Source organism: Ruegeria sp. CDSA021, assembly GCF_059612325.1.
In genome coordinates this window covers 388552-400686 of record NZ_JBXWQJ010000002.1, presented here as the reverse complement: position 1 = coordinate 400686, position 12135 = coordinate 388552, and the positions used below count along the sequence as shown (strand labels likewise).

11 protein-coding genes and 1 tRNA gene are annotated in these 12135 nt (G+C 54.6%); 4 read left to right on the top strand and 8 right to left on the bottom strand.

The features are described from left to right. The 3 genes from AC2FLD_RS04195 to AC2FLD_RS04185 form a co-directional block, all read right to left on the bottom strand. Nucleotides 1-777: a hypothetical protein gene (locus AC2FLD_RS04195; RefSeq protein ID WP_496667343.1), complete on the bottom strand. Its 777-nt coding sequence runs from the start codon at nucleotides 775-777 to the stop codon at nucleotides 1-3. A gap of 73 nt (nucleotides 778-850) precedes the next feature. Continuing rightward, nucleotides 851-2269, bottom strand: coding sequence for a TolC family outer membrane protein (locus AC2FLD_RS04190; protein ID WP_496667344.1), 1419 nt, complete (start codon nucleotides 2267-2269; stop codon nucleotides 851-853). Nucleotides 2270-2363: 94 nt separating this feature from the next. Further along, nucleotides 2364-3017 (bottom strand): protein-L-isoaspartate O-methyltransferase family protein, encoded by a 654-nt coding sequence (locus AC2FLD_RS04185; RefSeq protein WP_050601998.1) that lies wholly within the window; start codon nucleotides 3015-3017, stop codon nucleotides 2364-2366. A 226-nt stretch (nucleotides 3018-3243) separates the two neighbouring features. Here AC2FLD_RS04185 and AC2FLD_RS04180 point away from each other — a divergent pair. From AC2FLD_RS04180 to AC2FLD_RS04165, 4 genes are all read left to right on the top strand, one after another. After that, nucleotides 3244-3317: transfer RNA gene (locus tag AC2FLD_RS04180), tRNA-Cys, on the top strand. An 83-nt stretch (nucleotides 3318-3400) separates the two neighbouring features. Beyond that, a complete protein-coding gene (locus AC2FLD_RS04175; protein WP_496667345.1) occupies nucleotides 3401-4204 on the top strand; it encodes a tyrosine-type recombinase/integrase in 804 nt (267 codons plus the stop codon). A 41-nt stretch (nucleotides 4205-4245) separates the two neighbouring features. Then, nucleotides 4246-4440, top strand: coding sequence for a hypothetical protein (locus tag AC2FLD_RS04170; RefSeq protein ID WP_050601996.1), 195 nt, complete (start codon nucleotides 4246-4248; stop codon nucleotides 4438-4440). A 1265-nt stretch (nucleotides 4441-5705) separates the two neighbouring features. Next, nucleotides 5706-6122 (top strand): thermonuclease family protein, encoded by a 417-nt coding sequence (locus AC2FLD_RS04165; protein ID WP_496667346.1) that lies wholly within the window; start codon nucleotides 5706-5708, stop codon nucleotides 6120-6122. Nucleotides 6123-6483: 361 nt separating this feature from the next. Here the strand turns inward: AC2FLD_RS04165 and AC2FLD_RS04160 are convergent, their stop codons facing one another. The 5 genes from AC2FLD_RS04160 to urtB form a co-directional block, all read right to left on the bottom strand. Then, the gene (locus AC2FLD_RS04160) at nucleotides 6484-6906 is read right to left on the bottom strand and encodes a GFA family protein (protein WP_496667347.1); all 423 of its coding nucleotides are present in this window, start codon (nucleotides 6904-6906) and stop codon (nucleotides 6484-6486) included. 603 nt (nucleotides 6907-7509) lie between these two features. Beyond that, nucleotides 7510-8205 carry an urea ABC transporter ATP-binding subunit UrtE gene (gene urtE, locus AC2FLD_RS04155; protein ID WP_496667348.1) on the bottom strand — a complete coding sequence of 232 codons (696 nt, stop codon included), beginning with the start codon at nucleotides 8203-8205 and terminating at the stop codon, nucleotides 7510-7512. 3 nt (nucleotides 8206-8208) lie between these two features. Next, nucleotides 8209-8949 (bottom strand): urea ABC transporter ATP-binding protein UrtD, encoded by a 741-nt coding sequence (gene urtD, locus AC2FLD_RS04150; protein WP_050601992.1) that lies wholly within the window; start codon nucleotides 8947-8949, stop codon nucleotides 8209-8211. Next, complete coding sequence (gene urtC, locus AC2FLD_RS04145; RefSeq protein WP_496667349.1) at nucleotides 8946-10175, bottom strand: urea ABC transporter permease subunit UrtC; 1230 nt, start codon at nucleotides 10173-10175, stop codon at nucleotides 8946-8948. Before urtC ends, urtD begins: the two co-directional genes overlap by 4 nt. A gap of 3 nt (nucleotides 10176-10178) precedes the next feature. Beyond that, a complete protein-coding gene (urtB, locus tag AC2FLD_RS04140; RefSeq protein WP_496667350.1) occupies nucleotides 10179-12131 on the bottom strand; it encodes an urea ABC transporter permease subunit UrtB in 1953 nt (650 codons plus the stop codon). Nucleotides 12132-12135 lie beyond the last annotated feature (4 nt).

The window sequence follows — 12135 nt, the reverse complement described above, 5'->3', positions numbered from 1 at the left end:
TTAGTCCAGCTCTTTTGCGGCCAGAGCACGTGCGATCTCGCGCCGGACCATCTTGCGCACATTCCGTGTGATCCGTTCGCCCATTGTGCCCTGCAACTCTTGCCGGACAACTTCGGCAATCAGGGCGCGCAACGCCTCTTCATCCATATCGATTGTCATTTCGTCTTCGGCAGCCTCTTCGATCACCTCGGATTCAACCCGAGGCGACCGGATAAACTCTGCCTGAACGTGTACGTCTTCGTCCTCTGCGGGCGCATCGGTTTGCTCGACTTCGACAGAGTCTAAAGAAGCGGCTGCAGCGAACTCTTCTTCTACATTCCAAGGCAAAGACTGCGACGGCGTCCCGGAATAGGCGTCTTCGCTGTCACCGTCCGGCTCCCACTGATCTTCTGTTTGCGCAATGGCCGCTTCCAGCGCTTCGATCTTCGCGCTCAGGCTGGTTGCCGCATCCGTCGATGCGGCAGAATTCGGCGCGTCTGCCTCTACCTCATCCTCAACGGCATTAGCCGGTTTGCCCGCCTCGACGATATCGCAAGCCCGCAACAACATCGGCTTGGCCGAGTCGGAACTTTTTAGGCCCGTGTCAACAAACTCGGGAGTCTCATCGACCTGAGTCGGGGTACCGATACGCAAAGCATCCGTCAGAACCAGCCGTCCCGGCTTTCTGGATACAGGCTGTTGATCCGAGACGGATTTATCGCGGTGGTCTTCGCTTACCAGACGTTTGACCGAAGAAAGAACATCTTCGATCCCTGCTTTTACGACGTTATCAGTCATTGTTCTCTACCGCTCTATCCTCGGATCGAGTGTAGCCAAACAATCCCAACCTCACAACAAATAGTATGGCCGATCAGTCGCGACGCAATGCTTTGAGGACGCGATCCAGATCTTTGCTCTGTTTGCTGACCTGTGCCGGCGCTTTTTTAACCAGGTTATAGTACAAGGTCGGATCATAGATCTGTACCGCCAACCCCAGACGTTCTGCCGTCAGCAAGCCCTGTGCCTGCAACAACTGATAAGCGGCGCGCGAGCGTTCCGTGCGCGACGCAACTTCGGCTAGCTGCGCATCCAAAAGGTCCTGCTGAGCGTTCAATACATCCAGAGTTGTCCGGGCACCCAATGTCGCTTCTTCGCGAATGCCGTCGAAGGCGACCTGTGATGCGCGAACCCGCTCAGTCGAGGCCCGAAGGCTGGCGCTGGCCGCCAGGAACGCCGCATAACGGTCGGTGACGCCCTGCGTGATGTCTTTCTGCACATTCAACAGATTCGCACGCGATGCATCCCGTGTCGCCATTGCGCGCCGCACAGTCGCGGCCAAACGACCACCCGCATAGATGGGCTGATTGAAGTTCAGTGAGATAGTTGCATCGTTGATATAATCGTCGTTGTCATAGCTTTCGGTCACGCCCGCATCCGCGTTCAGGCTGACATTTGGACCAAGATTGGCCCGCTGTTGCTGCACGATCAGGTCGAACGCGCGCACCTGATGCTGCGCAGACAGAATCGCCGGATGGTTGCGTTGCGCTAGGCCGACTGCCTCGGTCTCGGACCGTGGCAGGTTAGGCAGGCTCGGTTGGCCTGCGGTGCGCCCCGGCGCCTTACCGACAGCATTCACATATTCGGCCTGCGCGATGCTCAGTTCACCGCGCGCAACCGCGAGGTCCGCCTGCGAGCTCGCCAACTGCGCTTCGGACAAGGCGACGTCCGTGCGGGTGACTTCACCAACCTCAAAGCGGTCATTCGATGCCCTAAGTTCCTCGGCCGAAACCTCGACGTTGTTCTGACGGATTTCTACAGTCTCTTCCTGCAGTAACACGCCCAAATAGGCATTTGCCGCACGGATCAGAACTTGTTGTTCAATGTCGATCAAGGTTTGCCGGGTCGACAGTACAGTTTCCTGCGCAGATTGTTTGCCCAGAAGCGAAGCGCCACCATCATACAGAAGTTGGCCCAACGTCAGACCCGTAAAGAACCGCGATGGTTCATTGGTCGTGACCACATTGGAGGTCCGAGAGCGGGTATAATCCTGGCTAACCTGCACAGTCCAGTTGATGATCGGCCGCAACGCCGAAAGCGCGATAGCCACATCTTCGTCCGCAGCCCGCAACAGCGCCCGGTTCTGCTCCAACAGGCCGCTTGTGTTATACGCGCCGATAAAGGCGTCTGTTATGTTATCTGCCCACGCTACACGCCCTGGCATCACGCTGATGGCAAGTCCTGCGGTCACCGCAAACGCCCTGACGATCTTACCTGTCGCCGTACCACGCATACCGAAATCCTCTCAAACGAAATTACACTGCCCTACAGGCAGTTTGCGGCCTTGTTTTCAACTAATCAAGGCGGAAGAAAAATCTATCGGCGGACTATAGCGAAAATGCACACTCGGCCGAAAAACTCTCCAGAACAGGTGCGCTGGCGTTAAACGCGTCACGCCAGCTGACCTGACCGCCGGACTTCCGACCGATCCGCACAGTGCCGAGGTTGCCGTCGACAAACAGACAGGCGATCCGGCCGTGTTCTTTAAGCTGATCAAGCAACGCTTGGGGAATTTGCTCGACGCCGCCTTGTACCATAATCGCGTCGTAGGGGCCGTGCTCAGCCACGCCCTGCTCAAGCGGGCCCACGTGGATGATTGCGTTGTCCACATCCGCCTCGGCCAGAAGGCTTTGCGCCTCAGCCGCCAGCGCCTCGTCACTTTCCACACCAACAACCAACTGCGCCATCCGGGCGGCCACCGCCGTGGAATACCCCATGGCCGGAGCAATATCGAGAACCATCTCATCATTGGATATGTTCAACGCGTCCAAGATCTTGGCCAGCGTCCGAGGCTCGATCATCGCGCGACCATTGCCCATTTCGATCAAATCGTCGACATAGGCCGCTTCGCGCTGCGCGTCCGGCACGAAGTTCTCGCGTGGGACGTGCAACATCGCGTCAATGATCGGGAACTTGGTGACATCAGAGGGTCGGACCTGTGTATCAACCATTGTGCGGCGCCGGGCTGCGAAATCTGTCATTGGATATCTCGTCTCATTCCCAAGGATGTCGGGCTTGTGCCACATCCTGATCCGTGCAGCAACGGCCCTGTTGCCGCAACCCGGTTGCGCCGCCTCAAAAAATGTTCACGGGATATCGCAAATTTCAATCTTGCCTTCAAAATTGCACGCAATCCTCTGGACGCCCCAGAGGAAAGCTGTTAAAACCCCACGCACACCACGGCAAGTATTTGATTTTACTTGAAAAGGCGAGTTGGCGGAGTGGTGACGCAGCGGATTGCAAATCCGTGTACACCGGTTCGATTCCGGTACTCGCCTCCAATCCGCAAGCCGTTGATAGGGCTGCGGAAAATCACCCTGACGATTGTCAGCAGGGCATGTACACGGATTTTAGGGGTACGCCTATGCTGATACGCGATGCACTCGCACGATATAAGATCGACCATCTGGACCAACTCAAACATGGCGACGAACGCCTGACGCAGTTGGAACGGGTACTTGAATCAAACTCATGTTCCCACATGCACACGATCACCAATTCTGATCTGTCGGATGCACTCAGGCGGTGGAAGACCAGCACAAGGAATCGGTACCGGGCAGCGGTGACGCATTTCTGGCGGTACGGTCGAGCCAATGATTGGACCGCGCTGGCGCCGACGATCCTGCCAGCCCGAGAAACACCACGCGACCAGGTGCTGACGCTGGACCAGCTACGCGCCCTGTACGACGCCGCACCGTATCAGGGCAAGGCGTGGTGCCAGTTCCTGCAATTGCTCATTCTAAACGGGCAACGAGAGTCGGACCTGATGCAGTTCAACCCGGCTCTGGTTCGCGATCAGTGCATGGTGATCCCGTCTTCGAAGAATGGCACCAGCCACGTCATACCGTTGGCCGGTCGGGCTTTCGTTCTGGCCGCGATGCAGCCGAACCAGTTTCAGGATTTCAAGACAACGGCGCACGTCAAAAAACGCTGGTTCGCTGACGCATATATCCCGGTCAAAAGGTTCCAGCTTCGGGACATACGCCGGTCGTTCGCCACGCATCTGTGCGAACACGGCGCGGATGAAAACGATGTAGACCGGATATTGAACCATCAGGCCGCAGCAACCTCGCACGGGGTTGCACGAACCTACAATCGTTCTCGACGCCTGCGACAACGCCGGGAAATCATGAACCAGTGGGAAGGGTTGTTGTTTAAGGGTGCATAGCGGCATTGACACTGTGTGGGACAAAATTAGAACATCTTGCCATGAAGAAATGGCCGCGGACGATTCCTTATGACCTGAAATGCAAGCTGGAATGTTTGCGCGAGTACCGCAGCAAACCGTCGCTACAAGACGATTGGGCCGCTGTCTTTGAGTGGTTGAACCAGCACGGCATTGAACCACCAGACCACGCTTTGCCGACCGAACCGGAACTACGCGGGCCAGTCGGTCACAGTTAGCTATACTTTTGGATAGTCCCCTATTCTTATGCCTGCTTATCGGTGTCAGTCATTTCGTGGTAAATACAAGTTGCAAAGTCCTATGCGAAACCCTCCTGCGGCCACCATCCCAGTGCCGTAGGGATTAGCCAGCTTCGCAAAACTCACTCACAGGAATTGCGAAGCTGGTTCTTTTCTTGCCTACATAATCGTCGTCTTGGACCAAATTCGATCAGTCACATCATCCATTGCCTCTCAACCGGATGCATGCACCTACTGTGGCAGTTCACCAAAATAGCCGCTCAGGTAAGCTATTATTGCACCTATAACGCCGACCACGATCACAATAGAGATTAACGCACCGCTGCCCCTTGAGTAGTAACCCATCGTCAGTAGCCCGACGACAAAGATGCCAACCAAAAAATAGAGTACAGTGTTGTCCATGACGAAACCCGTGCCGCAATGACGTTTAGTCACAATATGATAGAGTTTCGCGTCATGTCTAACCAAGAAAAAGCCCCGCACTATGGCGGGGCGGTCACTCGTTACCCCCTCATCCCCCAAAAAACCCGCGTTGTTCGGAGGGAAACCAAGTGAACAACGCGGGCAGACAGTTAGGGGTAAGTTGTGTACGGCGTTAATTGCACTTTGGATCAAAGTTCCCCGCGTCACCTTAATCTGGGATGATAGGCAACGCGGGGATTTAGTCTGACCATGGGACTGCCCAGACTAAATGGGGCATGAGTGTTACGGGTCGTTGCACTGGTTGGATCAATAGCCGGTACACCACCTCACCTCAGCGGGAGTTAACTCTCTAAACGCACCAAACATCAAAGCCAGCATCCATGACTTGGTTGATTGCCCTGGGTGTTGATGAACCACGGTACAAACCTCAATTCGGATTAAAACTTCCGAGAGCGGCTAAGTAATTGATCTGTATGTCATTAGTTTTGGCGGAAATTAAAAAACCGTTGGCCGTGAATCGAAAGCAATTTGACCCAAAAACACCCTAATCAAACAAACTACTTCATCCGCTTCATGGAAGGGTTTTGGGAACAATGGAACTAGTTGTCTTAGCCGTTGTTTTTGGCGGACTTTTAATTAAGGTCACTGGCTCAAGCCGCTCTATAGGTCGCACCATAGGCCGTGCAGTAGGTCGCTCTCGTCGGAGAAGAACCTCCCTAAAGCCGATAGTTCGACCTAACAATCGGCGATCTACTCTGAAGCCAGTTGTTCGACCCAACAATAGACGCCGCATCCACAAGCCAGCATACCCAATACCAGCAATGCCAAAGAGCATGATGCTGCAAGGGCGTGCATATGTGATAGATGGAGACACTATCAGAATAAATGGAACAAAAATTCGTTTGGCTGGAATCGATGCTCCGGAATTGGACATGCCTTATGGCCAAAAGTCCAAATGGGCGATGGTCGAAATTTGTAAGGGGCAAACCATTACCGCAAAACTTGATGGTGAAAGATCTTACGATCGACTTGTGGGAACATGCTATCTACCAGACGGTCGAGACATTGGTGCAGAGTTAATTAAACAAGGACTGGCTTTAGATTTGCCGGAGTTTTCTCGTGGTAAGTATCGCCATCTAGAGCCAGCGGGAGTGCGGCGAAGACTCGCTAACGGGCAGTTTGGGCATGCTTCTATCCGCATTCGACAGAGGACGACAATAAAGGTGAGCCGAAGCTGAGACTAGTAGCTTCAAGCACACTTCACCTTCCCGGCGGAACCGTCACGTGCAAGCTGAACGATGAACGCACCTACGACCGCTAATTGGGCGTTTGCTACGTAGATGGGGAAGACATTGACGCGGCCTCAATCTGTGCCGGACTTGCGCTGGATTGCCGCCGGTACTCAGGGGGCCGATACCGTCACTTGGAGACGCCTGAAGCAAGAGTTAGGGTTGTTCGAGCTAGGTATTATTAGTTGGCTTTGTTATGGCAGTACGGAGCCCTAAGCTGCCCTAGATCCCAATTCCGCATTTCGCACATGCAGCGGACCGCAATCCGAACAAAGCTGCCATTGTGAAAATCAGGTCGCTTCCACATCTACTAATATCCGGCTGGGTCGTTAGGGGTGTGTAGCAGTGTGCCTTCAAACGCGTCGAGATCATCAGTCATTTGCAACCAAGGCAACTTGCTTTGCTTATTGACGTGAAAAGTCGGTTTGAAATCTTCCGGGTTTTCGAGCGACGCAGCGTAGAGGTGCATACCACCTGGATAGTGATCGGCTTCAAATCCAATGGGTGACCCACACGTCCCGCAAAAGTGCCTGAAAACGCCTTTGGAACTTTCATAAGTACAGGGTTTAGCACCAGTCCACTCAAAGTTCTCTATTGGCACACCGAACCACGCAACCACCGGTGCGGCACAATTCCGACGGCAGTCATCGCAGTGGCAATAGCATGCCCATGTTTGATCACCCCGGTAGACCCAACTTGTTTTCTTACACAGACAATACCCACGCGTCGCCATTCGATTTTCCTCTAAACCTCCGAAAACATAGGACACAGGTGAGTTTTGAAATGGATGTTTCGGGACGTTTCATCAGCGGAAAACGTCGGAAATCAGAGTCGATTTGGGCTCGTAGTCGACCTTCGCTGCCTCCCGTGTAGATGACTGGAGGCAGCCCAAAGCGGACCTCCAAAACCGAGTTTGCAATGTCCGAGATGCGGACAAAGCTGACTTTTGGGATTTCGCATGCTGGTGACGCAGAAAGCGTTCGCGCCCGCAGCAATGTGTTTTCGGCAATGCAGCGGACACCTATTTGCGAGCGTTTGCACGGGCATAAACCGGTAAAGTCCAAATCGCCCGTTCACTGCAGTCAGCACTGACCATCGTGGAGCGCAACGTTGCGGAAAGGTTCGAGCTCAAGCCGAACCTTGATACAACACCAAGCCTGTCGATCTGTCCGAAAGTACTCACATATCACGGCAAGAGGTTCCGAAGGGCCGTATCTCAAAAAAAGCAATTCTCAAATTGTACGTTTTTGTAGGATCAAACCATGTCCCGAGCCTTAATGCAGGACATGATTTGGGTTTGATGCACTCATACCGAAGCCAACTACATCGAGCAGTGCTAAACTGTTACGGCCTGCAACACTTGATCACGCGTCAGGTCATCTCGTGTGCCTTTGACCATGACTTCGCCACGTCGCAATACAACAAACCTGTCGGCAAGATCATATGCGAAGTCGAAATACTGCTCGACTAAGACAATTGCCATTCCGCTCGTCTTTCTGAGGTGCCGGATCACTTCGCCAATCTGTTGGATTATGTTCGGCTGAATACCTTCGGTTGGCTCATCCAGCAGCAGCAGGCGCGGTTTTGTGATCAGTGCACGCGCGATGGCCAACTGTTGCTGCTGCCCGCCGGAAAGGTCGCCCCCGCGCCGGTTCTGCATTTTTTTGAGGACCGGGAACATATCAAAAATATCATCTGGGACGAAATGTTCGCTGGCAGGCAGACAGGAGAAGCCTGTTTCCAGATTTTCTCGAACTGTGAGCAATGGGAAAATTTCGCGGCCTTGGGGGACATATGCCACACCTTTCCAGGCCATCTGATGAGCAGGTAAGATACCCATTAGCTTTCCGTCAAGCTCCAGTTCACCACCGGAACGGGGACGCGCCCCTGAGATTGCCTTCATCAGACTGGTTTTTCCGACACCGTTGGTCCCCATGACGCACGTTACTTCACCCTGTAAAGCTTCCATGGAAATCCCGTTGAGGATTTGCGAGTGCCCATAGTGCAAAGTCAGATCGGTCAGCTTCAACATTTTCTAGCGCCCCAGATAGACGTCGATGACGTCCTGATTTGATGTCACGTGATCAAGACTGCCCTCGGCTAACACGGATCCTTCATGCAAAACCGTGACTTTGCAGTTCAGGCGCCTGACAAATTCCATGTCATGTTCAACGACCACAACCGCGCGGGTCCTTGCAGCTTGAACTAGCAAGTCTGTGGTATGTTCGCGTTCTTGCAGGGTCATGCCGGCGGCGGGTTCATCAACCAATAGCAGACGTGGGTCCTGCGCAAGCAGCATGCCAATTTCCAACCATTGCTTTTGCCCGTGGCTCAGTTCACCTGACTTCCGGCTCAGTTCCTGATACAGCCCAATTTCGGTGGCCAGGTCCTCGACCTTCTGCAAATCACTTGTGGACGGACGGTAAAGCAGCACACCAACCCAGCCACGATTTTTCTTTAGCGCCATTAGTAGATTATCGCGCACGGACTGATCCTCAAAAACCGTAGGCTTCTGAAACTTCCGCCCTATTCCCGCCTGCGCGATTTTTGCCTCGGTCATATCCAATAAAGATACTGACTTTTCGCCCCATATGACCCGCCCCTCATCTGGTCGGGTCTTGCCGGTGATGATGTCCATAAACGTAGTCTTGCCGGCACCATTCGGGCCAATCACGGAACGTAGCTCCGCGTCACCAATCTGGAAGGACAGGTTGTTGATGGCGCGGAACCCGTCGAAGGTAACCGATACGCCACTTACCTCTAACAAGGTGCTCATAGGCTAGCCTCTTTCTCACGCAAAGCGCCTTCATCCGGTCCCAGATTGGCACCATGCCGATCGGGATGACGCTGGTTGGTATACAAGTCGAACAAACCTCCGATACCTTGCGGAGCAAACAGCGTAACCAGCACAAAGGACACACCCAGCAGCACTTGCCACCAGTCGACCCATTTGATCGTGTAAAAACCAAGCGGGATATCCGGGGCCTGCCCGCCGGTGAACCAGGTGCTCAGCAGGCTGACAAAAGCCGCGCCGATGACCGCACCATACAGGCGGCCCCGGCCGCCGATAGCGACCCAGACGGCCAGATATATTGAGGCGATGGGGGCCATTTCCTCGGGGTTGATAATGCCCGCTTGGGGGTAATAGAGCGCGCCCGCGATTGCGGCGATGCAAGCCGTCAGGGTGAAGACAGCCAACTTGTAAACCTCGACCGAATAGCCGAGGAACCGCACCCGCGCCTCGTTGTCTCGAATGCCACGCAGGACTGAGCCGAACTTGCCTGACACTATCCATGCCGCCAGCATGTAACCCAGTCCCAACGCCAAAGCCGAAGCCCATAAGAACCAGAGCGAAACAACGTCTTGAGAAACAGTGACACCGGGCAGGTTCTGCAAGCCGGACAAGCCATTGTTGCCGCGCAAACCGCTGTCGTTCTGAAACAGATACAAAGCCAGAGCCAGCGTCATTGCTTGCGTCAGGATCGACAGATAGACGCCCGTTACTCGACTGCGGAAGGCAAGCCAGCCAAAGATCAGTGCAAGCAGGCCAGGCACCACAACGACCAGTATCAACTGCAGCGTCAAGCTGTGCGAAAACGCCCAGATCAGCGGGAATTCGGATGATCCGACTACGCCGAAAATCTGAGTGCCAATGGCGTCCACAACTTCGGCAGGCGTTGGCGGGATGTCGGCTTGTGACAATGACTCGACCACGATCAGCCGAGTGCGTTCGTACATCAGCCACATGCCAATCATATAGCCACCGAGCCCGAAGAAAGCGAAATGGCCTAGTGATAGAATGCCGGTGAAACCCCAAACAAGATCCATCGCGACCGCGATCAAACAAAGGCACAGGGTCTTGCCCAGCGTTTTGACGAAACTGGTTGAAATCACACCGATCCCGAACCCTTCGGACAGGACAGTTACACCCAGCGTGAACAGCGACAGGATGGCCAGAAAGACCAGTACAGATGGGTTCTTAGCAACAAAACTACGTTCCATGGCTCAATCCCCCGCCGCGCGACCTTTGAGGGCAATAATGCCTCGTGGCCGGAATTGGATGAAAATGATGATGAAGATGATCATGTAGGTTTGCGCCGCGAGCGTGTTTGAAGGGTTCATCCACTCGATCCCCTTTTGCAGGAATCCGATCATCCCCGCGCCTGCCAGCGCGCCCCAGATGTTGCCAACACCACCGACAACCACGGTCATGAAACTTTGCACAATGTAGTCGTTGCCCAGATCCGATGTGACTTTGGCGAACAGGCCAATGGCGACCCCGGCAATCCCGGCAATGCCGGAACCCAGACCGAATGTCAGCATGTTCACCCTCCCCGGATTGATCCCCATCGATCCTGCCATGCGCGGGTTCTGCGTAACCGCACGCATCTCAAGCCCCAGCCTTGTCCGTTTCATGATGTAAAGGAACAGCCCCAGAAAAATCAGCGCCAGCACGAAGATCGCAATGCGGATATAGCTGATCGAAACCACATCGTTCATCACCCAGGCACCGTCCAGCCAACCCGGAGCAGTCAGAGGGCGGGCCTGTGTACCAAAGATGTTCTTTGCCAGTTGCTGCAAGGCAATCGAGATACCAAAGGTCGCCAGCAGTGTTTCCAACGGGCGGGCATAAAGCCAACGGATCACCAGGCGCTCCATGGCGACGCCCATGGCAAACGTGACGGCAAAGGCCATTGGGATGGCAACGATGATCGATACCGTATGGTCGGGGACGTACTGTTGTACGACATAACCGGTATAGGCGCCCATCATGATGAATTCGCCGTGGGCCATGTTGATTACACCCATCACTCCGAAAGTGATGGCCAACCCAATGGCGGCAAGGAAATAGATCGAGGCCAGAGAGGCCGCGTCCAACGTCAGGTCGAGCGTCTGGTTTAGGCCAACTTTCAGTTCGATCTTCTTTAGCGCTTTTTCGGCAGCGGCGGTTACTTCGATGGACGGCTCGGCATAAGTCTCAAAGAACACATACGCACCCAGCGCGGTGTCGATATCGGCCTCAGTTACCAGCGCAGGAACAAGTCCGGCTTCAGACAGAGTGTTGTAGGCTTGTGCGCGCGCAGTAATCTCGTTCAGTTGCGCGACCGAGATACCCCCTACGCGACCACCGTCGATGTTCGCAGCCAAAGCCAGGCGGATGTCATCAGGCAACACAAGGGGCGCAGCCAGGTCACTCGCGACCAACAGGTGGTATGCGTCGTCCCGGGACAAGGCGTCTGATCCGGGTTCCAGAACGATGGCGACGTTAACATCCGATGGCAGGTCCGCAGCGGTATTTCGTGAGGTCACGAGTAACGGGTTCAACGCCGCGCGGACGTCGACACCCAGATCGTTCGACATTTCTTCAATTGCAGCCACGCGGGCCACAACGTCTTCGTCGTATCCAATAGTCAGCAGCCGTTCGAGCCGTTGCTTCTGGGCCTTCAACTCCACATCTGGCTCGTCCTCAATCGAAGCACGAAGAGGTTCGAGCAGTGCGCCCTCGGGATCACGTTGAATGGACTTTAGTGCGGCTAGGCGCTTCTTTCGATCCGGGTCGGTCAACTGAAACTGCACAAGAGCTGTCCCGATCATAGCGCGGACACCGCTGTTGGGTTTCAATTGCTTCAGGTCGGATTTTTCAAACGTGCCGACCACTTCACCCGTGTCGAAATCGGTCAGTTCGTACAACCGCCCTTCGGCCTTTGTTCCGGCAAAGAACAGACCGTCAGACTTGCGCATCCACATGTCTTTGGCGGCCCATGTCTCAAGCATCACCTGCGCTTGCGGCAGCCCACTGGCGGCAAGCGCATCAATCGCCGGTTTGATCGTCTTGCGCGAGCTTTTGACAATGATCTCCTGATGATCCTGCAAGATCGGCTGCAGGCCGCCCTCTTGCGCGTTGGCGTTCAGGCAGGCGAAGAGAATTGCCAGGCCCGCAAGGAATAGTCTTAACATGTGG